Source organism: Natronorubrum texcoconense (genome assembly GCF_900100335.1).
Classification (GTDB): Archaea; Halobacteriota; Halobacteria; order Halobacteriales; family Natrialbaceae; genus Natronorubrum; species Natronorubrum texcoconense.
On the sequence record NZ_FNFE01000001.1, the window covers coordinates 461,739 to 484,769 of the forward strand.

At 64.2% G+C, this 23,031-nt stretch carries 20 protein-coding genes; 12 read left to right on the plus strand and 8 right to left on the minus strand.

Annotation, left to right across the window (positions count from 1 at the left end; all coding sequences use genetic code 11):
* Positions 1–91: 91 nt before the first annotated feature.
* Positions 92–2,047, minus strand: coding sequence for a threonine--tRNA ligase (thrS, locus tag BLT08_RS02195; RefSeq protein WP_090303150.1), 1,956 nt, complete (start codon positions 2,045–2,047; stop codon positions 92–94).
* A 206-nt stretch (positions 2,048–2,253) separates the two neighbouring features.
* A complete protein-coding gene (locus BLT08_RS02200; RefSeq protein ID WP_090303151.1) occupies positions 2,254–4,395 on the minus strand; it encodes a DEAD/DEAH box helicase in 2,142 nt (713 codons plus the stop codon).
* Between the two features lie 165 nt (positions 4,396–4,560).
* On the opposite strand from BLT08_RS02200, the gene BLT08_RS02205 reads away from it, so the two are divergent.
* On the plus strand, positions 4,561–5,271 hold the full coding sequence (locus tag BLT08_RS02205) for an HAD family hydrolase (RefSeq protein WP_090303152.1): 711 nt from the start codon (positions 4,561–4,563) through the stop codon (positions 5,269–5,271).
* On the plus strand, positions 5,268–5,909 hold the full coding sequence (locus BLT08_RS02210; protein ID WP_090303153.1) for a class II aldolase/adducin family protein: 642 nt from the start codon (positions 5,268–5,270) through the stop codon (positions 5,907–5,909). The genes BLT08_RS02205 and BLT08_RS02210 overlap by 4 nt, the downstream gene beginning before the upstream one ends.
* A gap of 22 nt (positions 5,910–5,931) precedes the next feature.
* On the opposite strand, the gene pyrE is transcribed toward BLT08_RS02210, so the two are convergent.
* Positions 5,932–6,459: an orotate phosphoribosyltransferase gene (gene pyrE / locus BLT08_RS02215; RefSeq protein WP_090303154.1), complete on the minus strand. Its 528-nt coding sequence runs from the start codon at positions 6,457–6,459 to the stop codon at positions 5,932–5,934.
* A gap of 174 nt (positions 6,460–6,633) precedes the next feature.
* On the opposite strand from pyrE, the gene BLT08_RS02220 reads away from it, so the two are divergent.
* The 4 genes from BLT08_RS02220 (at position 6,634) to aglJ (ending at position 12,968) form a co-directional block, all read left to right on the plus strand.
* A complete protein-coding gene (locus BLT08_RS02220; RefSeq protein WP_090303155.1) occupies positions 6,634–7,620 on the plus strand; it encodes an alpha/beta hydrolase in 987 nt (328 codons plus the stop codon).
* A 214-nt stretch (positions 7,621–7,834) separates the two neighbouring features.
* The gene (locus tag BLT08_RS02225; RefSeq protein WP_090303156.1) at positions 7,835–10,273 is read left to right on the plus strand and encodes a PAS domain-containing sensor histidine kinase; all 2,439 of its coding nucleotides are present in this window, start codon (positions 7,835–7,837) and stop codon (positions 10,271–10,273) included.
* Between the two features lie 255 nt (positions 10,274–10,528).
* Positions 10,529–11,824: a UDP-glucose 6-dehydrogenase AglM gene (gene aglM, locus BLT08_RS02230; protein WP_090303157.1), complete on the plus strand. Its 1,296-nt coding sequence runs from the start codon at positions 10,529–10,531 to the stop codon at positions 11,822–11,824.
* Positions 11,825–11,942: 118 nt separating this feature from the next.
* Positions 11,943–12,968, plus strand: coding sequence for an S-layer glycoprotein N-glycosyltransferase AglJ (aglJ, locus tag BLT08_RS02235; RefSeq protein WP_090303158.1), 1,026 nt, complete (start codon positions 11,943–11,945; stop codon positions 12,966–12,968).
* Between the two features lie 12 nt (positions 12,969–12,980).
* On the opposite strand, the gene BLT08_RS02240 is transcribed toward aglJ, so the two are convergent.
* Positions 12,981–13,310, minus strand: a complete 330-nt coding sequence (locus BLT08_RS02240; RefSeq protein WP_090303159.1) for a hypothetical protein — start codon at positions 13,308–13,310, stop codon at positions 12,981–12,983.
* Positions 13,311–13,443: 133 nt separating this feature from the next.
* Here BLT08_RS02240 and BLT08_RS02245 point away from each other — a divergent pair, with 133 nt between their 5' ends.
* A complete protein-coding gene (locus tag BLT08_RS02245; protein ID WP_006090254.1) occupies positions 13,444–13,653 on the plus strand; it encodes a ribbon-helix-helix domain-containing protein in 210 nt (69 codons plus the stop codon).
* A gap of 306 nt (positions 13,654–13,959) precedes the next feature.
* Here BLT08_RS02245 and BLT08_RS02250 read toward each other — a convergent pair whose 3' ends face one another.
* A complete protein-coding gene (locus BLT08_RS02250; RefSeq protein WP_090303160.1) occupies positions 13,960–14,382 on the minus strand; it encodes a JAB/MPN domain protein-containing protein in 423 nt (140 codons plus the stop codon).
* Between the two features lie 50 nt (positions 14,383–14,432).
* Entirely contained in the window at positions 14,433–15,116 is a 684-nt protein-coding gene (locus BLT08_RS02255) for a hypothetical protein (RefSeq protein ID WP_090303161.1), read from the minus strand.
* A 106-nt stretch (positions 15,117–15,222) separates the two neighbouring features.
* Between BLT08_RS02255 and BLT08_RS02260 the strand changes: the two genes are divergently transcribed.
* Together BLT08_RS02260 and BLT08_RS02270 are read left to right on the plus strand one after the other, a co-directional pair.
* Positions 15,223–15,906, plus strand: a complete 684-nt coding sequence (locus BLT08_RS02260; protein WP_090303162.1) for a VOC family protein — start codon at positions 15,223–15,225, stop codon at positions 15,904–15,906.
* 284 nt (positions 15,907–16,190) lie between these two features.
* The gene (locus BLT08_RS02270; protein ID WP_090303164.1) at positions 16,191–16,682 is read left to right on the plus strand and encodes a YciE/YciF ferroxidase family protein; all 492 of its coding nucleotides are present in this window, start codon (positions 16,191–16,193) and stop codon (positions 16,680–16,682) included.
* Between the two features lie 440 nt (positions 16,683–17,122).
* On the opposite strand, the gene BLT08_RS02275 is transcribed toward BLT08_RS02270, so the two are convergent.
* Positions 17,123–17,413 carry a DUF5779 family protein gene (locus BLT08_RS02275; RefSeq protein WP_090303165.1) on the minus strand — a complete coding sequence of 97 codons (291 nt, stop codon included), beginning with the start codon at positions 17,411–17,413 and terminating at the stop codon, positions 17,123–17,125.
* Between the two features lie 176 nt (positions 17,414–17,589).
* Complete coding sequence (locus tag BLT08_RS02280) at positions 17,590–18,045, minus strand: ferritin-like domain-containing protein (RefSeq protein ID WP_090303166.1); 456 nt, start codon at positions 18,043–18,045, stop codon at positions 17,590–17,592.
* A gap of 538 nt (positions 18,046–18,583) precedes the next feature.
* On the opposite strand from BLT08_RS02280, the gene BLT08_RS02285 reads away from it, so the two are divergent.
* The 3 genes from BLT08_RS02285 to ilvB all read left to right on the plus strand — a co-directional run bounded on the left by BLT08_RS02285 (position 18,584) and on the right by ilvB (position 23,003).
* A complete protein-coding gene (locus tag BLT08_RS02285) occupies positions 18,584–19,177 on the plus strand; it encodes an Lrp/AsnC family transcriptional regulator (protein ID WP_090303167.1) in 594 nt (197 codons plus the stop codon).
* Positions 19,178–19,566: 389 nt separating this feature from the next.
* Positions 19,567–20,808: a LeuA family protein gene (locus BLT08_RS02290; protein WP_449406630.1), complete on the plus strand. Its 1,242-nt coding sequence runs from the start codon at positions 19,567–19,569 to the stop codon at positions 20,806–20,808.
* 374 nt (positions 20,809–21,182) lie between these two features.
* Complete coding sequence (ilvB, locus tag BLT08_RS02295; protein WP_090303168.1) at positions 21,183–23,003, plus strand: biosynthetic-type acetolactate synthase large subunit; 1,821 nt, start codon at positions 21,183–21,185, stop codon at positions 23,001–23,003.
* Positions 23,004–23,031 lie beyond the last annotated feature (28 nt).

A 23,031-nucleotide genomic window follows, 5' to 3' on the forward strand; every position in this document is an offset into this window, starting at 1 on the left:
GGGTTCGTCCGGAGACGATCGGCGTCCAGTCGTCGGAACGGACGACGGCTGTTCGAGTACGCGGGAAACCACCAAAATCGGGGGAACGGTTTCAGTCCTGCAGGAAGTCCGGTTCGGTCCGCTGCTCGTCGCGTTCGGCCTCGAGGTGGTTCCGGAACTCCTCGATCTCGACGTCGTACTCCTGATCCTCGAAGCGGTCACGGACCGAGATGTTGCCGTCGTCTTCCTCGTTGTCGCCGACGATGATCTGGTAGGGGACGCGGTCGTCGTGGGCCGCGCGGATCTTGCGCTCTAACGTGGAATCGCGGCCGTCGACCTCGACGCGGAAGTCGTCGAACTCGTTGGCGACGCGGTGGGCGTAGCCGAGGTTGTCGTCCGAAATCGGCAGGACGCGGACCTGCTCGGGGGCGAGCCACAGCGGGAACCGACCCTCGTAGTGCTCGATGAGCATCATGAAGAACCGCTCGTAGCTGCCGTACAGTGCCCGGTGAATCATCACCGGCTCGTGCTCTTCGTTGTCTTCGCCCACGTAGCTCAGGTCGAACCGGTCGGGCATGTTGAAGTCCAGTTGGACCGTCGGGCCGTCCCACGACCGGCCGATGGCGTCCTCAAACGCGAAGTCGATCTTCGGCCCGTAGAAGGCGCCGTCGCCCTCCTCGAGTTCGTAGTCGAGATTTCGCTTCTCGAGGACGTTCTCGAGCTGTTCTTCCGCCTGCTCCCAGATTTCGTCGCTGCCGACGGACTTCTCGGGACGCGTCGCCAGCGCCATCTCGTAGTCGAGGTCGAACGTCTCCAAGACGTCCGTGATCATGTCCATGATCTCCTCGACCTCGCGTTCGATCTGGTCGGGGCGGATGAACAGGTGGCCGTCGTCGATCGTGAAGGCCCAGACTCGCGACAGGCCGGAGAGTTCGCCGCGCTGCTCTTTTCGATACACCTTGCCGTTTTCCGCGTAGCGGATCGGCAGGTCGCGGTAGCTCCAGGACTGATCCTGGAAGATGGCGGCGTGGCCCGGACAGTTCATGGGCTTCAGGCCGAACTCGTCGTCGCCGACGTCGAAGATGAACATGTCGTCGGCGTAGTTCTGGTAGTGACCGGAGCGGTGCCAGAGATCCGTTTTGAAGACGTGGGGCGTCTCGACGTAGTCGTAGCCCGCGTCCTGATTGAGCTCCTCGACGAAGTCCTCGAGTTCCTTGAGGACCGTCTTCCCCGGCGGGTGATACAGCGGCAGTCCGGGGCCGGTGACGTCCTGGATCGAGAACAGGTTCATCTCGTTGCCGATCTTCCGGTGGTCGCGCTTTTCGGCTTCCTGCTGGCGCTCGAGGTAGGCCTCGAGATCGCTCTCGTCCTCGAAGGCCGTGCCGTAGATCCGCGTCTGCATCGTGTTTTCTTCGTCGCCGCGCCAGTAGGCGCCGGCGATCTCCAACAGCTCGACGGCGCCGACCTCGCCCGTCGATTCGACGTGCGGGCCGGCACAGAGGTCCTCCCACTCGCCCTGGCTGTAGAAGGTGACCTGCTGACCCTCCTCGGCGAGCTCCTCGAGGAGTTCGAGTTTGTACGGTTCGTCGGCGAGTCGCTCCTCAGCCTCCTCGATCGAGACGTCCTCGCGCTCGATCTCGTAGTCCGCGGCGATGATCTCCTCCATTTCGGCCTCGATCGCAGCGAGATCCTCCTCGTCGACGTCGAGGTTGTCGAAGTCGTAGTAGAAGCCGTCGTCCGTCGGCGGACCGATGGCGAGTTTGACCTCCTCGGCGTCGAACAGGCGTTCGACCGCCTGGGCGAGACAGTGCGACGCGGAGTGGCGCATGACTCGGAGGTACTCCTCGGACTGGTCCGTGATGATCTCGAGTTCGGCGCCGTCGTAGGCTGGCTGTTCTTTCGCGACGAGTTCGCCGTCGAGTTTGCCGGCGACCGTGTCGCGGCCGAGACCGGGACCGATCTCGTAGGCGCAGTCCTCGACCGTCGCGTCGGCGTCGACCTCGAGTTCGGAGCCGTCTGGCAGTACAACTACGATTCGTTCCTCTGACTGGGAATCTGATTCTGACATGGGTGGCGCTGTGGCTGGTTAGTGAACTTCACACAGAAGTTCGGTCGGGCGTCCGCGTATGCCGCTCGGCTGTGCGTTCGAGGCGACACAGCGAGCGGTAGGTGTGGGTTAGAAGCGGGCGGAAGCCCCTGTAAAGCGGACACCTACCATCGTGAACTCGAATTGTCTCGAGTAGGATAAAAGCCTTCTGATGGTGTACCGATCCGTCAGAACTGATCGAACGTCGTGGCGATCGTCTCGTCGCTGCCGATCTCGTTCTCGAGTTCGGTCGGATCCGGCGCGGGGAACGTCAGCACCGGGTCGTCGTCCGTAACCGTCTCGACGAGTCGCTCGAGTTCGGCGAACACGCCGCTGTCCTCACCGGTTCCCGTCATCCGACACCACGCGCGCGTCCGGGTCAGGCCGACGAACGCTTCGTTTCGCGGACTGACGCGGTTGTCGTGCCAGTAGGGGTCGTCGAGGTACTCGAGGTTCAGCAGGTAGACCGACGCCGCTTCGTTCCCCTTCGCGCGGTTGATCCCGGAAATCGTCACCTCGCCTTGTTGTGCGAAGACGCTCTTGTTTCCCTTCCAGACGAGGTTTCCGTCGACGGACCGTTCTGCGAGCAGGTCGCCGAGTCGCTGCCCGATCGATCGGACTTCGCCGATCGATCCGAGCGGCACTGCGAGCACGTTTTCCGGATTTAGGCCGTGATCCTGTACGTCCGACGTGATCGCGTCGGCGACGGTGGTCAGCTCGTCGTCCTTCTCGTCGAAGGAATCGAATCCGACGAACGGCTTTGCCTCGGGCGTGTCTGCGAGCGGGTGTGGCGAGTGCTCCGCCGGGCGGCGGATGGAGACGGGTTCGCCGTTCCGGCGGAAGTCGCCCTCGAGCACTTCGTAGCCGATGTCTTCCCAGCCGTCCTGCGTCGTAATTGCTTGGACGGCGCCGCGGTCGCTCGTGAGTCCCATTCCGAAGACGTGGGCGAGGAGCAGTACGGACCGCGGGGTCCGGTACGATTTACGCATGATCTGGCTCTTCTGAATACCACCGTGGTAGGACCCGCTGAGATCGACTGCTGGCTCTCCCTCGTCGTCCGTTCCGAAGATGTGTTTCGGGCTCGGCGCGGATAGGCTCGTGAGGTTCTGTGCCTCGTCGTAGGCCCAGATGAGCCGCTTCGGCGGCTTCAGCGCCTCGTAGCACATCTCGTAGAACGCCGGCTCCATGTCCTGTGCCTCGTCGATGAGGATCGCATCGTAGCGCTCCTGGATCGGCTCGTCGTCGACGAGTTGCTGACAGCAGGCCTCGAGTAACTCGCCCGGACTGCTCTTGTCGAACTCGTCTTTGGCGGAGCCGACGTGGTGTGGCGTCCGTCCCGCGTCCTGAGCGATCTTGTAGTACATCCCGTGTTCGCTCTTGCCACCCCAGCCGTGGAGCACCTCGAGTCGTTCCCAGTCGGGTTCGTCGCCGCCGAAATCGGCGTAGAACCGCCTGACCGAGTCCCGAATCGTCTGATAGAGACTTCGCGTGTTGAAGGTGAGTGCGATCCGCCAGTCGGGGTGTTTGGCGTGCATCGCGGCCGCCTTGCGCGCGAGAAGTGCCGTTTTTCCCGAGCCGGCGATTCCGCGGATCTGCTGTGGACCGTCGGGAATCTGGACGCCGATCTCCTCCTGGCGTTCGTCGAACCGTTTCAGCCCCTTCTGGACGGTTTCGTACAGTCCGGCTTTCGTGTCCCCCGCGGAGAGCACGGGTCCGCGGTCGCTACTGATCGCCTGTCCGCCGCCCAGTACCGCGCGGGCGTCGGCGTACTGTTCCGTCGTCAACTCGGTGTCGCCGGGTAACGACGCGAAGACACCCCGGAGGGACGCGGCCGTGAGATCGTCTTTCAGGATCACTCGAGGCGAAGACGGGTGATCGTCGAACCCGCGGCTCTCCCACTCCTCGCGGGTGATGTTCGGGAGGGCGACGATCGGCGTCACGGCGATGTGGCAGTTGCCGCGTTCGTCGACCAGCGTCGGCTCGCGCATCATCGGCGATCGGATTCGGAACCCGTGGTCGCGCGCCTGCGAGTACGGCGCCGCGTGGTCCTGGGCGGTTCCGCGCAGGGACCATCGAGCGCCGTCGATCGACTCGATGTGTTCGATCCGGTACCCCTTGCATTCGATAATCGAGAGCCCGCACCGACGGTGTAAAAGAACGAAATCGGCCTCCCGATCCAGGTCGTCGTTCTGCTGGTCGACGATCGGATAGCGGTAGTAACAGACCCCGATATCGTCCGGCGTGAAACACTGCTTGAGCCGCTCCCACACTTCCAACTCGGCGTCGACACCTGCCGCGTCCGAGTCATGCTCGGCCGAGATAAATTTCACGGCTGGTGTCAGGAATCCGCACGTAATAAACCAATCGGCCACCACGTCCCGGGATGGCACTCGAGTCCGGCGTTTCGGGAGCTCCCGGGTCGGAATCGCTCGACCCGCGTCTCAGCTACTCGACCGGACCGATACTCGTTTTTCGCTGCCCCGTGATATCGAGGTATGACCGTCGACGCCGTGCTCTTCGACTTCGACGACACGTTCTACCCCTACTCGCCGTGCAACGAGGCGGGGAAGGAGGCCGCCCTCGAGACCGCTCGCGAACTGGGCTACGAGTTCGACCGCGACTCGTTCGAGGCGTTCTACCAGACGGGGCGTCGTGCCGTCAAACGCGAGATTTCCGGGACGGCAGCGTCTCACGAGCGCTTTCTGTACTTCAAACAGGCCCTCGAGCAGCACGCGGGCCGACCAAAACCGGCCGACGCGCTCGCGCTGGGCGAGGCCTACTGGGAGGCGTACATCGAGGCGATGGAGCTCTTCGACGGCGTCGAGGCGACCCTCGAGACCCTCCGCGAGCGCGGAATCGACGTCGCTATCGTCACGAATCTCACGACGCGCGTGCAACTCAAGAAACTCGCGGCGCTGGAACTCGAAGAACACATCGACTTGTTGCTGACCTCCGAGGAGACGGGACAGGAGAAGCCGGGGTCGGTCATGTTTTCGCTGCCTCTGGCGCGCCTCGAGTGTTTTCCGTCGCAAGCGGTGATGGTCGGCGACAACGTCGAGGCGGACATCGTGGGTGCCAACGCCGTCGGCTTGGAGACCGTGTTGTTCAACGCAGATATCGACGAGGACGACGACCCGCTCGAGGGTCACCGGGCGCCCGACCACAGGATAGATGCATTCGGGGACCTAACGGAGGTTGTACTGTGATTCTCGAGAGCCAGCGACGACAGGTGGTCGAGCACGCGCCGGATCTCGCCGCGTTGACGCCCGGCCGGACGGGCAATCTGAGCGTTCGCGACGGGAACTCCGGCGACGCCTTCGCCGTCACGCCGACGGGCGTTCCCTACGACAGTTTCGGCGTCGAGGACACGCCGGTCGTCGGCGTCGACGGCGAGCACCGCGACGGAGAGATGGCCCCCAGCAGCGAGGTGCCGATGCACGCCGCGATCTACCGGCGCGAGGACGTCGGCGCGATCGTCCACACCCACTCGCCGTGGTCGACGGCGATGGCGGTCGCCCACGAGCCCCTGCCCCCGATCCACTACATGATCGTCGCCGTGGGCAAGCGGGTGCCGGTCGCCGAGTACGCCCCCTACGGCACCGACGCGCTCGCCGAGAACATCGTGACGGCGATGGACGAAGCCGACGCGACCGCGTCGTTTATCGAGAACCACGGGCTGGTCGTTACCGCACCCGATCTGGAGACCGCCCTCGAGAACACCCACCACGTCGAGAGTCTCGCGCGGCTGTACCTGCAGACGAAAGCGGCGGGTCTCGAGCCGCGGACGCTTTCGGACGAGCAGTTGGAGACGGTGCTCGAGAAGTTCGAGTCGTACGGGCAGTAACTATCGTGTTCCGGGATTCCGTTTAGTCCCGATCGGCCAGCAGGTCGCTCGCGGTCACGAGCGACTCCATCTCGACGCCGGCGTCCTCGACGTTCTCGCGGCCGCCCTCCTCGCGGTCGACGACGACCAGCGCGCGGTTGACGGTCGCCCCCGCTTCGCGAAGCGCCTCGATGGCGTCGACCAGGCTCGTGCCCGTGGTGACGATGTCCTCGAGCACCACGACCTCCTCGCCCTCTGCGAGTCGCCCCTCGATCAGGTTCCCGGTGCCGTACTCCTTGCGCTGCTTGCGCGCGATGACGTAGGGAACCCCGGCCGCGACGCTGGTAGCGGCCGCGAGTGGGACGCCACCGAGGGCGACGCCGCCGAGTTTGTCGTCGGCGTCCACGCGCTCGGCGAAGGCCTCGGCGATGGTCTCGAGGCAGTCGGGATCGGTTTCGAAGAGGTACTTGTCGACGTAGTACTCGCTGGTGCCGCCGTGGGAGAGTTCGAACTCGCCGAACTTGACGGCCTCCGCCTCGCGCAGGGCGTCGATGAGTGCCTGGTTCGTCATTGCTCGAAGGGGTGCACCGAACCGAAATAAGCGGTGTGGAACGTCGCGGTGGCGAGTGCGGGGGATCGGCGCGAAATCAATCCAGTGACAGCGACACGAGGCGGCCAGTCCGTCGCCGTCAGCCGTCCTCCCGGGGACGAAGCTTTTTGTCCCCTTCAGTGAGTGTAACGAGTCATGACAGCATCTCGCGCACCGGAACCGCACCCCGACGTCAAGACCTTCCTCGAGATGTACAACTCCCTCGAGACGCCGTCGTTCGACGAGGTCTCGGCCGAGGAGGCGCGCCGAATATTCGACCAGCGGGTACTCGGGGGCGATCCGGTGGTCGATCTCGAGTCCGTCGAGGACCGGACGATCGACGGCCCGAACGGGGAGATTCCGATTCGGATCTACGAACCCGGGACGGCGGACGGATCGAGCGACGACGCCGGCGCGGAGGGCGATCGACCGCTGTTGTTGTACTTCCACGGCGGCGGCTGGGTGATCGGGAGCATCGAGACCCACGACAATACGTGTCGAAAGCTCGCCAACGACTCGGGGTATCCCGTCGTCAGCGTCGACTATCGGCTCGCGCCCGAACATCCCTTCCCCGCGGGTCTCGAGGACTGTTACGCCGCCCTCGAATGGGCTGTAGACGCCGCACCCGCCCTCGAGGCCGACTCGGACCGGATCGTGCTCGCGGGCGACAGCGCGGGCGGGAACCTGGCGGCGGCGACGGCGCTGCTCTCGCGGGACCGCGGCGGCCCCGAGGTCGCGTACCAACTGCTCGTCTATCCGGGGACGGGCGACGCGGCCGAGACGAATTCCTACGAGGAGAACGCGGAGGGCTACGCCCTCACGGCCGACGACATGTCCTGGTTCCGCGAGCAGTACCTCGAGCGGGAGATCGACGACGGCAACATCTACGCGTGGCCGCGACTCGCAAACGATCTCTCCGGGCTCCCGCCTGCGACGGTGTTGACCGCCGGATTCGATCCCCTACGGGACGACGGGGCGGCCTACGCGAAGCGACTCGAGGACGCCGGCGTTCCCGTCACCTATCGCAACTACGACGACATGGTCCACGGCTTCTTCGGCATGATCTCGGAGCCGGTGAATCTCGACCGCGCCCACGCGGCCCACGAGGACGCCGTGAGCGATTTACGCCGCGCGCTCGAGTGACCGCGGCACGCCGTCGACCGGTCGTCTCGTGGGAGGTGAATTGCGTTGCGATGCCAAGCGATCGACACCTTCGCAAATCAAGCCAGAGTTCGTGCCGCTCTCGCGCCCTGTCTCTCACGCGTCACTCAATCTAGCCAGTAACTGGGAGACGCCGAACAATACAGGGAGCGGTCTAAGCAAGGAATTTATCCGAGCCGATGGCCTCAACGTGTATATGAGCGAACGGGCCGGGGCTTCTGAAACGGCGTTCTGGGGAGAAACGGATGACACCGAGGCTCTCCAGCACTATCGCACCCTCCTCGATACGATCGACGACGGGATCTATCGACTCGACGCCGACGAGCGCCTCGTCTCGTTCAACGACGCCATCCTCGAGATAACCGGGTACACGCGCGAGGAACTGTTCGGCGAGCACGTGTCCGTGCTCTTCGGCGACGACAGTGCGACGATCGAACGCGAGATCGACCGTCTCAGAGCGAACGCCGGCGACGAAAGCGGGTTACTCGAGCTCACTATGGAGACCGCCGAGGGGGAACAGATTCGTTGTGAAGTGCGGGTGAACGTGCTCAACTCGGGTGATTCCGTGCATGGAACAGTCGGACTCGTTCGCGACAGTGGCGAACGCAAACAGTCGAAAACGGAAGCCACCGAAGCGACGTTTCGCCGACTGTTCGAGAACGTCCCCGGAAACTATCTCATCGTACAGCCCGAGGACTACGAAATCGTGGCTGTGAGCGATGCATATCTGGACGCGACGATGACGGATCGGACGGAGATCATGGGGAAGACACTGTTCGAGATCTTTCCGAACAATCCCGACGATCCGGCCGAGGGTGCCGGAAACCTGCGTGAATCGCTCGATAGAGTCGCGGAGACCGGAGACGCAGACACCATGCCGGTGACGCACTATCCGATCCCTGATCGCGAGTCCGATAGCAACGAGTTCGAGGAACGCTGGTGGAGTCCGGTCAATTCGCCAGTGTTTGACACGACTGGCGAACTCGACTATATCGTCCACAGCGTCGAGGATATCACACCGATCGTCCAGGAACTCCAGGCAGCGGGCGAGCAGGAACTGCTGCAGGATTCAGAGACAGCGGATTCACAGCTCGAATCTGATGATTCACAGGTCGCATCGGACATCGTACTGCGCGGACAGGAGTTGCTCCAAGAGGCAAAACGAGAGGCGTACGAACAGCTGCGCGAGAGCGAAGAACGCTTTCGCGCGTTGGTCACCACCACGTCGGACGCGGTGTTCAGTACGAACGCGGACTGGAGCGAGCTGCACAGTTTAGAGGGGACGGATTTCCTCCCCGACACCGACGAGCACGGGCCGTCGTGGGTCGAACAACACGTCCCTCCCGAAGACCAGCCGCGGGTTCAGAACGCCATCGACGAAGCTATTCGTACGAAAAGTAGCTTCGAGCTGGAACACCGAGTCGTTCGCGAAGACGACACGGTAGCCTGGGTCGTCTCGCGTGCCACACCACTCGTGGACGAGAACGGCGACATCACTCGATGGTTAGGAGCGGCGAACGACGTGACCGAGCGGGTCGAACGCGAGCGCTATCTCGAGGATGCAAAAGAGCGACTGGAGGCGGCGGCCGAAGCCGGCGCTGTCGGGACGTGGGAGTGGCACATTCCCGATGACCAGATGGTTACCAGTGCGTCGTTCGCCACAAAGTACGGGATCGATCCCGACGCGGCCACGGAGGGCGTCTCGCTCGATCAGTTCATCTCGGCCATCCACGACGACGACCGCGAGCGGGTCAGACGGAGTATCCAGGACGCCATCGAATCGGGGGAGGAGTACGAAGAAGAGTACCGCGTGTGGGACGCCGACGACGAACTCCGCTGGGTCGTTGCGCGCGGGCACGTCGAGTACGACGATGACGGGCGGCCAGTGTCGTTCCCCGGCGCGCTGGCCGATATCACCGAACGCAAGCGGTTCGAGCGGCGACTCGAGGTCTCTAACGAGCGCCTCGAACAGTTCGCCTACGCGGCCTCACACGACCTGCAAGAGCCCCTGCGGATGGTCACGAGCTACCTCCGGCTGATCGAATCCCGCTACGCCGACGAGCTCGACGAGGACGGCGAGGAGTTCATCGAGTTCGCCGTCGACGGTGCCGACCGGATGCACGACATGATCAAGGGGTTGCTCGAGTATTCGCGGGTCGAACGGCGCGGTGATCCCTTCGAGCCGACCGATCTGGACGCCGTTCTCGGGGATGTTCGCCGAGACCTCGAGATGAAAATCGAAGAGAACGATGCCGAAATTACGGCCGAGTCGCTGCCTCGTGTCGAGGGGGATCCGGGGCAGTTACGTCAAGTATTCCAGAACCTGCTTTCGAACGCGATCGAGTACAGCGACGACCCGCCACAGGTAGCTGTTTCGGCTGTGCGGAGCGGTTCCGAGGTTCTCGTCTCAGTGGCCGACGAGGGGATCGGCATCGACCCGGACGACAGCGGGCGTGTCTTCGAAATATTTCAGAGCCTGCACGCCCAAGACGAGCACTCGGGAACGGGGATCGGTCTCGCGCTCTGTAAGCGCATCGTCGAGCGCCACGGTGGCGAGATCTGGGTCGAGTCCGAACCGGGCGAGGGCGCGACCTTTTCGTTTACGCTCCCTGCAGCGAGCGACGATGAGGCGTGAATGCCGTTCCTGACCGATTGTGCCGTTTCGGTCGGGGTTCAACTTCCTGCGAGCGATGTCCCTTGTATTCAGCAAGCCTCCTACCGCCAGTCACTGTGAGAGGCGTTCAACAGCGCCGAGTGCAAGTCTGATCAGTTCCAGTACACCCGAGCGGGGTCGGTGCGCTCACACGGCGAAAACGAACTGATGGCCGCTCGCCGTCGGTCGGTACCCGAACCCAAAAACATCTAACGACGGCCGTACATCGCTTACAGCATGCACGTTTCTATCGTCGGCAGCGGCTACGTCGGGACGACCGTCGCCGCCTGCCTCGCGGATCTCGGCCACGACGTGGTCAACGTCGAAATCGACGAGGCGATCGTCGAGACGATCAACGCGGGCGAGGCTCCGATCCACGAGTCGGGCCTCGCAGAGCGCATCGCCGAACACGCGGGCACGAACCTCCGGGCCACGACCGACTACGCCGAAATTCGGGCCACCGACGTCACCCTCCTCTGTCTGCCGACGCCGCAAGCCGACGACGGAAGCCTCGACCTGGCGATCATGCAGGCCGGTTCGGAATCCCTCGGTCGGGCGCTCGCCGAGAAGGACGGCGACCACCTCGTGGTCGTCAAGAGCACCGTTCTGCCCGGAACCACGGAGAACGTTGTCGGACCGATCCTCGAGGAGGAGTCCGGCAAACGGATCGGGAGCGGCCTCGAACTGGCGATGAACCCCGAGTTCCTGCGGATGGGGACCGCCGTCTCCGACTTCCTCGAACCGGACAAGGTCGTCGTCGGGTCGACGAGCGAAGGAGCCGCCGCGACGCTCCGTGAGCTTTACGAGCCGATTCTGGAGGGCGAGGCGACCGACCTCGTCGAGACCGACATCCGGGAAGCCGAACTCATCAAGTACGCCAACAACGCCTTCCTCGCGTCGAAGGTCTCGCTGGTGAACGAACTGGGCAACATCGCGAAGGAGTACGGCGCGGACGCCTACGAGGTGCTCGAGGCGGTCGGGCTCGACGACCGCATCTCCGAGCGGTTCATGCGCTCGGGGCTGGGCTGGGGCGGCTCCTGTTTCCCGAAGGACGTCGACGCCTTGCGGGCCGGCGCGCGCGATCAGGGCTACGACCCCGCGCTGCTCGACGCCGTCGTCGCGGTCAACGACGCCCAGCCCCGTCGGCTCGTCGACCTGCTCGAGACCCACGTCCCGCTCGAGGGCGCTCGAATCGCGGTGCTCGGGCTCTCCTTCAAGCCCGGCACGGACGACATCCGGAAGTCCCGCGCGTTAGACGTCCTCGAGTACCTCGAAGCGCGCGGCGCGCGCCCCGTCGCCTACGATCCGGTCGCGGTCGAGAACGTGCGCGAGGAACACCCGAATCTCGAGGTCGAGTACGCCGATTCCGCGACCGCGGCGCTCGAGGGGGCCGACGGCGCGGTCGTCGCGACGGACTGGCCGGAGTTCGACGACCTCGCGTTCGACGGGATGGCCCGGCGAGTGGTAGTCGACGGCCGTCGGATCGAGGTCGACGAGGAAGATCTCGAGGTCTACGACGGCCTCACCTGGTAGTCTACCGACGAGATGATGGCAGACGTCTCGGGTGGGGGCGCTGCGACGGGACGTCGCTGATAAACGCATCACTGGTCGATCAGTAATTTTTTGCGGTCACGGGGGAGAGTGCCTCTCGATGGACAATGACGCGGTTCGCGCGGACTCGAAAATCACCGTCGGCGACGGAGAGGTCATCGCCATGAGTCGCGAAACGCGCGAGATCACTGCCGACGAGGTCTGCGTCCTCATTCCGACGCTGAACGAGGCGGCCACGATCGGCGACGTCATCGACGGTTTCTACGAGGAGGGGTACACGAACGTCTTCGTCGTCGACGGCGACTCGAGCGACGAGACGCGCGAGATCGCCCGCGACCGCGGCGCTCACGTCCTCGTCCAGTCCGGTAGCGGGAAGGGACAGGCCGTCCGCGAGGCGCTCGAGTACGTCAACGTTCCCTACGTGTTGATGCTCGACGGCGACGGAACGTACGATCCGGCTGACGCAGATCGGATGCTCGAACCACTCTCGCGGGGCTACGATCACGTCATCGGCAACCGCTTCGCGGAGATGGACGACGACGCGATGAAGGCGCTGAACGGCTTCGGCAACCGGCTGATTAACAAGTCGTTCCGGTTTATCCACGGGGCCGACTACGACGACATCCTCTCGGGGTACCGCGCGTTCACCGTCGACTCGTTCGAGCGACTCGGACTCGATTCGGACGGCTTTACGATCGAGACGGAGCTCGCGGTCGAGTGCGTCAAACACGGGATCGAGACGACGGTCGTCCCGGTCAGTTACGCCGCTCGGCCCGAGGAGTCGGAGACGAACCTCCACCCGCTGAAAGACGGCGGGACGATCGTCCTCGCGCTGTACTCGCTCGCGAAGACGAACAACCCGCTCTTTTACTTCGGGAGCCTCGGTGTCGCCGGTATCCTCTCCGGCGGCGTCGTCGCATCGTACGTCCTCTGGCAGTGGGTGCAGTACGGCATCGGCCACGAGATCCTGGCGATGGTTTCGGCGGCCGCGATCTTGCTCGGCGTGCAGCTGCTCATGTTCGGCGTTCTGTCGGACATGCTCGTCACGCTCCACCGCGAGCAGCGCCGTCGTCTCGAGCAGATCACGCGGAACTCTCGAGAGCGAGACGAACGAGACGACGAGTAGCGGCGGCCGGGATTAGAACGGAAGCATCGAACGGACTTGCTGGAAGACCCCACCGGAGTTGTTTCGACGGTACTCCTCGAACGGTTCGTGAAGTTGGTTGAGTAGCTCCTGGCGCGAGCGAAACTCCGCCGTGGGGATTTCGTCGAGCATCTCACCCAGCGCGACGGTGTTCCCGTGGACGTCGTAGGGGACCTGTTCGTGGCCGAGTTCAGCCGCGACATCGTCTCTTGTCGCCGGAAACGAGAGGTCAGACCGTCTGAGCCGTGCGTCGACCGCGGCGATTCCGAACTCGACACTCTCCGGTTCGTCGTCGTCTCCGCCCGATGGTGGCCGAACTCCCATACCGACCCGTAGGGAGTCCGATAGCAAAACCGCTACGAAGACTGGCGGCGTACCCTGTGGAGAAGACGGGGGTTCCGCTGCGCTCTCTGCCGACTGTCGACACGCATTTGACGCCGGCGACGGAGTATCGTGTATGACCGAGTACACCACGGTGTCGATCCCGAAGGATCTCGCCGAGCGCGTCGAGGACACGATCGAAGGCACCAGCTTCCAGAGCACGAGCGACCTCACGCGATTCCTGCTTCGCAGTATCGTCATCCAGCACCAGAAGCGAGGGGAACTCACCGAGGCCGAGTTCGAGGAGATCACCGAACAGCTTCGCGGACTGGGCTACCTCGAGTAGCCGACGTTCGTCGCCGCTGGTCGTTTCACTCCGCCGACGGACCGGCCGCTTATCAGACTCGAGCCGGCTAGTTCCGCCCGGAGGTCGAAACCCATGCCACACATCCCCGACTTCCCATCGAAATCGAACGACGATGAGGATGGACGAAAGTCGAACCGCGGCGGCATCATCGACCGGATAATCGGCGACGGACCGTCGGCGTCCAGCGGCTGACCGGTACCGACTCGCTCAGCTCTCACCGTCGCGGTCGCCCCGAACATCCCGTTTTTCCGAGAGCCACTCCACAGCGGCTCGCTTCGCGGCGACTTAGCTCGGCAGCGACTGGTCCGGCGGGCGAGCGTCGATGACCTCGAGCGGCCGTCGCTCGCCGCGGCGGTCGAAGGCGGCGAACGTCCGGTCGTCGAGTTCCCACGGCGGGACGGCGACGAAGATGACCTCCGCGAGGTCGTCCCGTTTGGTCACCTCGAGTTCTCGGACCGGGTGGGAGACGAAGTGTCCCTGCGCTTGTCGGGCGGGCGTCGAGAGGTCGACGCCGAAGACGGCGTTGACGGCGTTGCCGGGATCGGGGAGGAAGAAGTCCGTAAAGACCGGCGTCTCGGGTGCGAGTCCGGACGCGCCCTCGAGTTCGCCCGCGGGCGTGATCGAGACGCCGGTCGCCACGCGATCCGGATCGGCGTCGCTGGCCAGGTCGAGCAGGACGTCGACGAGGGCGCGCGTGATGTAGACCACACCGATGGTACGCGCGGAGCGTAATTAGCTGTATCCCCCGCAGGTGTCGACTACACCGGAGCGAACTTTCGGAGCATCCCGGCGACGAGCCGCGGCGTCCCCCGGCGGGAGTTCTCGAGCGCCTCCTCGAGTGCGCCCGTAGCGTCGGTCGTGACCCCGGCACCGTGGCCCACGAGAATGCGCTCGGGCGAGAAGCCGCCGAGAGCATCCTGCGGTGGAACGAGCCGACGCATCGGGTGGACGCCGAGGCGTTCGTCGCCGGCGACGAAGTGGTCGACCGTCCCGAGCGATTCGGGGACGACGAGCGTGCCGTTCTCGCGATCGTAGAGCGCGACTTCCCGCCAGAAACGGCTGTCGACGACGGTGTGGGCCTCGAGACCGGTGTCGGAGACCTCGTCCGTAAAGCGGGCGACGGGGGCGTCGATCTCCTCGGTGACGCCCTCGAAGATTCGCGGCAGGTAGACCGGGACGTTGTGCCGGTTCGCGATCTCGGCCGCGTCGCGTTTGTGCCGGTCGAGCAGAACGACGACGCCGGCGACGTCACCGAACTCGGCGAACAGGTCGTCGATTCCCGCCGCGTCGACGGGGTCGATAATCCAGGCCTCGCCGTCGACCTCGAGGACGTGGCTCGCTCGCTGCATCGCCTCGTCGGGGTGGGCGATCCAGCTGACGCCGCCGTCGAAGCGGTTGCACTCCGCGAAATCGGTTGCTTCCTCGTCGGCGCGAACAGTCATGTCCAACTGCTACGGCCGTTTCGGGCATAAACGTGGGTGTCGCGGAAGGGGATCTCCCGGAGCTGCCGGCGACGCCTCTATGCCCCTCCCGAAAGTACGTTCAGCTATGCTCACTGGGCTCTCCTGGCTCGCACTCGAGGCCAAGTATCTCGACCGGGCGCGGTCGTTCTACGAGGAGACGCTGGATCTGACCCCGCTCGAGCGCGACGACGGCGAGATCGCGTTCGAGGCGGGCGAGACCGATCTCGTCTTCCGACGCCCCGACGGCGTCCCTCGCGGCGGGCTCCACACCCACTACGCGTTCTCGATCCCTGAAGCAGAGTACGACGACTGGTGGGATCGCCTGAGCGAGGAGTACGACCTCGAGGAGGCTCAGTTCGGTCCGGCCAGTTCGCTGTATCTCTACGATCCCGACGGCAACTGCGTCGAACTCGGCCAACAGGACGTCGCCGGGCCGGGGATCGACGGCATCTTCGAGGTCGTCCTCGAGGTCGAGAGTCTCGAGCGCGCCGAGTCGTTCTACGCCGATCTCGGCTTCGAGACGGTCGATACCGGTGCGAACCGCAAGCGAATTCGGATGAACGGCCCGATGGCGCTGGAGCTCTGGGAGCCACACCTCGGAATCGCCGACGCCCGCGGCGGCGTCCACGTCGATCTGGGATTCGAGACCAGCGAGCCGACGGCGGCGCTCGAGGCGGTCTCGGATCGCGTTCGGGCCGTCGATTACGTGGGCGACGAGCGGGTCGTCGTTCGGGACCCGGACGGGCACATCCTCACGTTCACGACGTAGATCCACTCTCGATTCGTCAGTCGGGAGGTTACTGACGATTGAGTTCCCATCCGAGGGCGTCGACAACCGCCCTCCGACGCTTCGTACGATCGTTGGCGGACCGCTCGCAACGGGTGCTGCCCTGATCGAGTACGCGAATATCGGTACGGGTATCGACGGTCGGGAACGGGCACTTTCGTCCGGCGAAGCCGTCTTCGTCACGCTCGAACGGCGTCCCGAGTGCGTGCCTGCCCAGCGCAAGCCCGACGCTTATCGAAATCAGCGCCGTCCCGTCGAACGGAGACATGAGCATCGATTCAACCGAAGACCTCTTCGTAACCGGACTCAAGCACGCGTACTACACCGAACAGCGACTCCTCGACGCGCTCGAGGAACTCGAGGAGACCTCCTCGAGCGAGGAGCTCCGGAGCGGGTTCGCCGAGCACCGCGAGGAGACCGAGATTCACGTCGACCGCATCGAGGACGTGTTCGACCAGCTCGACGCCGAGGCCGAAGCCGAGGAAGACCCGGTCGTCGAGGGGATGATCGAGGCCCACGAGGAGTTCATGGGCAAGGATCCCAGCGACCAGGCCATCGACCGGTTCAACATCGCCGCCGGACAGAAGTCCGAACACTACGAGATTTCGGTCTACGGAAATCTCATCCCGATGGCGGATCAGCTCGGGATGGACGACGCCGCCGACACCTTAGAGGAGACGCTTCGAGAGGAGCAGGACGAACTCGAGACCCTCTCGGAGATGGGCGAGCAGTTCGACTACGACGAACTCGAGGCTTAGACCTGGTACGTCGAGTATGTGGCGTCCGCGTCAGTCCACTTTCACTTTTTCGCAGCCGGTATGGACTCGAACAGTCGATCGAGTAGGTATGCGGGTATCGAGTGAGTCTGCTGGTGGCTCGAATGCCCCTAAAAGTTCGTCCAGACGTATCCAACGGAGAGTATCTTGCTCACGCTGGCGGTGATGCGTGCCACATCCTCCCCAGCCGATTCGTTCGCTCGCAAACTCGCACACTCATCCCCTGGAAGACGCGTCGCAACTTCCAAGCCGTCGCTCGTTACACTCGCGAAGACCTCGCGCAATATCGTCGATCAGCCCTCGCTGTCGCTCACGGTTCATTCCGTTCACCGTTCGCTTTCCGAGGTTCTCACTCCGCTCGAACCTCGCGGTCGCTCGGTCGTGATCGACAGCGCGCGCCACCGCACGTAGTTTAGAGGGTGCTAGAGTCGATCCGTGCTCACGTCTACGCCCGGCGGCGTTACGAGCAGGAAGCCGCGGAAGTGGACGAGATTCCCGCCCGACTCCTTGATGTCGCGGGCGAAGCCCGACGCCAGTTCGTTCACGTCGCCCTCGACGTTGAGGACGAGCACGTTCCCCTTCGAGATCGCCTCGAGCCACTCCTCGGGCGGCGTCGTTCCATCGAGCATGCCGAGGATGATGCTGCCCTCGATGTCGAGCTCTTCGTCGATGTGCTCCTCGACGGTCCGTAAGTCGAGGTCGAAATCGCTCATACCGGGTGGGTCGAACCGGGATGAGAAAAACGTTCGCCTCCAACCTTTTACCGAGCGAACGAGCGAAGCGAGTGAGCGCAGCGTAAAAGGTTGATCAAAAGCACAGCGTCACCCCCTCGGCCGCTCGCTCACTCCGTTCGCTCGCGGAACGACTCCCGAATTCGTCCGCGCGACGATCAGTTCTGCGGGAACTCCTTGTGGAACCCGCGAAACTCCGTGTGGTGGGCTTCCTCGTCGGCGAGGATCGTCACCGCGACGTCCTCGGTGACGGGGTCGTTCGCGTCCGAAGCGGCCTTATGGAGCGCGCGGTAGGTCTCCATCGCGTCGTCTTCGGCCTCGAGAACGCCCTCGATGACCGACTGGACGTCGGTCGTGTCCTCGGGCGGCTGGAGGCTGTGCTGGTTGGCCTCGAAGGCTTCCGACCCCGGCGGCGATTCGTCGAGTTGTTTCAGCCGCTCGCCGAGCATCTGCGCGTGTCCGAGTTCCTCCTGGACGTCCTCCTCGAGGCTCGCTTTGACCTCCTCGGCGTGAACCCCGTCGAGGACGATGGCGTTGGTCAGGTAGTTCATCACGGTCTCGAGTTCGTCGATATAGGCCTCCGTCAGGAGGTCCGTAATCTCGTCGGTTGTCATGCCGAGGTGGCTACCACGCGGGGGTCCTAAGTACTCACACCCGCGCGTGCCTGTCACTGCGGTATTCGCCGACCGGTCAACCCACCTGCGGTGGCGCGCGCCGTGTCGCGGTGAGTGAATAGCGAACCGGACTCAACGTTGTGCGAGGTCGTCGCGAGTAGTGCGGGACCGGAGGTCCCGCAGACTATGCGAACGGGCGCTACGAGGCGGTTGCACCGCCTCGAGTTCGCGGTGCGTCGCGCCGCGCACGGCCCGTGAGCAAATACCATGAGCGACTGCTCGGAAGGCGCTTTGCGCCTTCCGGTGGATGAATGAATGACTGAACGGAATGAACGTTAGCGCGGAACACCGTGTTCCGCAAACCATCCTCACGGGCGCAAAGCGCCCGTGAAGAGAAATCGGCTGGGGAGGACGTGGAAATTCCCCGCCGCCAGCGTGAGAAGAAACTCGCTCCCGACACTTCCGATCACGCTTCAGTTCGATACTCCCGAATGATCGACTCCGTACACTCTTGCCCACGCCGGCCGAACGTCGAATCATGCGCGAACTCGACGACACGGACCTCGAGATTCTCGACCTCCTCCTCGAGAACGCCCGTCGACCGTACAAGGAGATCGCCGAGCAGGTCGACCTCACGCCACCGGCCGTCTCGGACCGGATCTCGCGACTCGAGGAGCAGGGCATCGTCCAGGGGTTTACGATCGACGTCGATCGGGAGAAACTGCGCGGCGAGGTGCCCGTGCTGGTCGAACTCGAGGCGAAGCCCGACGCCGTCGACGACGTCTACGCGGCCGCGACGGAACTCCCGGGTGTCGACTCCGTTTCCGAGGCGATGGACGGCCGCGTCATCGTCCGAGCGACGGTACCCGACGCGACCGCGCGCTCGTGGCTCGAGACCGAACTCGACCTCGCGTGGCTCTCGGGGTACGACGTCACGCTGCTCGCGCGCTCGGATCGCGTCGCCGGCCTCTCGGCGGCGGGCTTCTCGCTCGAGTGCGTCGTCTGTGACAAGCAGATTACCGGCGACGGCGTCACGCGGACCGTCGCCGGCGAGGTGAAGACGTTCTGCTGCCCGTCGTGTGAGGCCCGATACGTCGAGGAGTACGAGTCGCGTCGGGAGGCCCTCGAGTGAGCGAGCTCGAGTACCGCTCGGCGGCTCCACATCCCCGTTCGATCGGCGTCCAGACGGCTCCTGCGGTGGACGAACGGACGGTCGATCCCCATTATTCGTGAGAATCTGTTCTCGAGTGCCACATTTGCCGCAACTTTGTGCCCACACGTCCACTGAGGTGCGCGCGCCAGCATTGAGATGGTGATCCGGGCGACGTTCTGGCTCGAATCGGACGATGAACGGTTCGTTTTCGAAACGAAAAACAGTATGATACTAGGAGCATGACTCTGTATTAGGTCGTTGATGTCGTGCGGTTTTTCGGTCTAGACGGCTGATTGTGTGACTGTCTCACAGCAGTGATCGCCTCTCACAGCGTCAAGTTTATATACGACGTCGCACCTCGGGTTCAGATACAATGTCTTCACCAGACAACCCGTCCTCTGACACCAGTCAGGGGGGTCGAGTTCTTCCAGGGCACGTTAGATTCCACTGACGAAATAGAGTCAGCACGTGTTTTCGATACGACCCTCCGGGACGGCGAACAGTCGCCCGGAACTTCGTTCTCCTACGACGATAAACGGCAGATCGCGTCCATCTTGGACGATATGGGCACCCACGTCATCGAGGCAGGGTTCCCGGTCAACTCGGACGCCGAGTTCGAGGCCGTTCGTGATATCGCGTCATCGACCCAGACGACGACCTGCGGGTTAGCTCGCGTCGTCGATGGGGACATCGAAGCCGCACTGGACTCCGGTGTCGAAATGGTGCACACGTTCGTCAGCACCAGCGACGTCCAGATCGAGGATTCGATGCACGCGACCAGGGACGAAGTTGTACAGCGCGCAGTCGACTCGGTCGAACGCGTCGTCGAAACGGGGACCACCTGCATGTTCTCGCCGATGGACGCGACGCGAACCGACGAGGCGTTCCTGATGGACGTGATCGAAGCGGTCACGGACGCGGGAGTCGACTGGATCAACATTCCGGACACGTGTGGCGTCGCCACGCCGACGCGGTTCAAGGCCATGATCGAGAAGGTCTGTGCCCACACCGACGCGCGGATCGACGTCCACACGCACGACGACTTCGGGCTGGCCACCGCCAACGCGCTGGCCGGCATCGAAGCGGGCGCGGATCAGGCCCAGGTCTCGGTCAACTCCATCGGCGAGCGGGCCGGTAACGCCGCCTACGAGGAGTACGTGATGGCCGTCGAGTCGCTCTACCAGACCGATACGGGGATCGACACGACGCGAATCACCGAACTCTCCGAGATCGTCGAGGAGAAAAGCCAGATGGAGACGCCGGGCAACAAGCCGATCGTCGGCGACAACGCCTTCTCCCACGAGAGCGGGATCCACGCCGCCGGCGTCATCGAAAACTCCGATACCTTCGAACCCGGCGTGATGACGCCGGAGATGGTCGGTGCCACGCGAAAGCTCGTCATGGGCAAACACACCGGCACCCACTCGGTCCGCGAGCGACTGGTCGAGCGCGGATTCGACCCGTCGGAAGACCAGGTCAGAGCGGTCACCCGCCGCGTCAAAGACTACGGCGCGGAGAAGCGCCGCGTCACGGTCGACGACTTAGAGCGCTTCGCCGAAGAGGCCGGCGTCGAACGCGGGCAACAGGAGGAAGAGGAGGTGCGCGTCTGAGGGATGTCCGCCACGTTTGCCACCGGCCGCGAGCCTTTGCTGTCGCGCTCGAGCGGTCGAACGTTCGCGGTTCACGGCTCGCGCAAAAATTGCAAGAGCCGTGAGACTCGCAACCATTATGAGCCTCGAGCAACCTACGGTAACAGTAATGACGGTCCGCGCTTCGCAGTCGGCTCGCACGCACGCAGCCGACGGCAGCGCGTTCGCTTCGATTCGTATTGTAGGGGCGCTCTCGCCCCATCTCTAGTACCTCGTAGCTCCGGACCGGAATTCGTCGCATCGTTTTCAGAGCGACACGTAACCCAGCAGATGACAGCATACCATACACCCAGCGCACGCACAACGGATCGCCGCACGGCGGCGGGAGGCAATCGATGAGCGAACGTGCAGCAAAAATAACCCCAGCGGACTCGGAGGAAGAAGCGGACGACCAGATCACCGACAGCGCGGCGCCGGACGCGGCCACCGAGGTCGACGAGGACGCCGATACGACGTCGGCCCCTACGCCGGTCACGACGGGAGCGGAATCCGTCGTCCGCGCGCTAGAGAACGCCGGCGTCGAGTACGCTTTCGGCGTCCAGGGCGGAGCGATCATGCCCGTCTACGACGCCCTGTACGATTCGGATATCACCCACGTGACGATGGCCCACGAACAGGGGGCATCCCACGCGGCGGACGCCTACGGCATCGTTTCCGGCGAGCCGGGCGTCTGTCTGGCGACCTCTGGGCCGGGCGCGACGAACCTCGTGACCGGCATCGCGGACGCCGACATGGACTCGGATCCGATGGTCGCGCTCACGGGCCAGGTGCCGACGGAGTTCGTCGGCAACGACGCGTTCCAGGAGACCGACACGACGGGCGTCACGACGCCGGTCACGAAGGATAACACCTTCTCGTCGGATCCGGACCGCGTCGGCAGCGACGTCAGCGAGGCGTTCGCGCTCGCCCGCGAAGGACGACCCGGACCGACGCTGGTCGACCTGCCGAAAGACGTGACGAAAGCCGAGACGGACCGCGAACCCGACGCGCCGAAGACGCCCGACACCTACCACGTCCAGGAGCGAGCCGACTCGGAGATCGTCGCGGATGCCGCCGAGCGAATTGAAAACGCCGACCGTCCGGTCATGCTGCTCGGCGGCGGCGTCATCAAGGGCGAGGCCAGCGAGGCCTGCCGCGAGTTCGCCATCGAACACGAGATTCCGGTCATCACGACGATGCCCGGCATCGGATCCTTCCCCGAGGATCACGAGCTCTCGATGGAGATGGCCGGCATGCACGGGACGGGTTACGCCAACATGGCGATCACCCACTGTGACACCATGCTGGCGATCGGGACCCGATTCGACGACCGGCTGACCGGCGGCATCGAGACCTTCGCGCCCGACGCGGAGGTCATCCACGTCGACATCGATCCCGCGGAGATCAGCAAGAACATCCACGCGGACTATCCACTGGTCGGCGACGCCGAAACCGTCGTCGGCCAGCTGAGCGAGGCCGTCGAGACCTCGCCGGCGGCCAAGAAGTGGCGCGTGCAGTGCCAGCAGTGGAAGTCCGATTACTCGATGGCCTACGACGCGCCCGAGGACAGACCGGTCCAGCCGGAGTTCGTCGTCGAGGCGTTAGACGAAGCCACCGCCGACGACACCATCGTCACCACCGGCGTCGGCCAACACCAGATGTGGGCCTGCCAGTACTGGACCTACACCGAGCCCCGCACGTGGGTCTCGAGTCACGGTCTCGGGACGATGGGGTACGGCCTGCCGGCCGCTATCGGCGCGCGACTCGCCGCCGACGACGACCAGGACGTCGTCTGTATCGACGGCGACGGCTCGTTCCTGATGACGCTGCAGGGGCTCTCAGTTGCGGTTCGCGAGAACCTGGACATCACGGTCGCCGTGCTCAACAACGAGTACATCGGGATGGTTCGACAGTGGCAGGACGCCTTCTTCGAGGGCCGTCACTCCGCGTCGAACTACAACTGGATGCCGGAGTTCGACAAGCTCGCCGAAGCGTTCGGCGCAGCCGGCTTCCGCATCGACGAGTACGACGACGTCGCGGACACGATCGAGGAGGCGCTCGACTACGACGGTCCCTCGGTCATCGACGTCCACATCGACCCGCAGGCGAACGTTTACCCGATGGTGCCGTCCGGCGGCGACAACGGCCAGTTCGCACTGGAGGATGATCACCTATGAATTCCGAAAGAGCAAGCTCTCTCGTCTT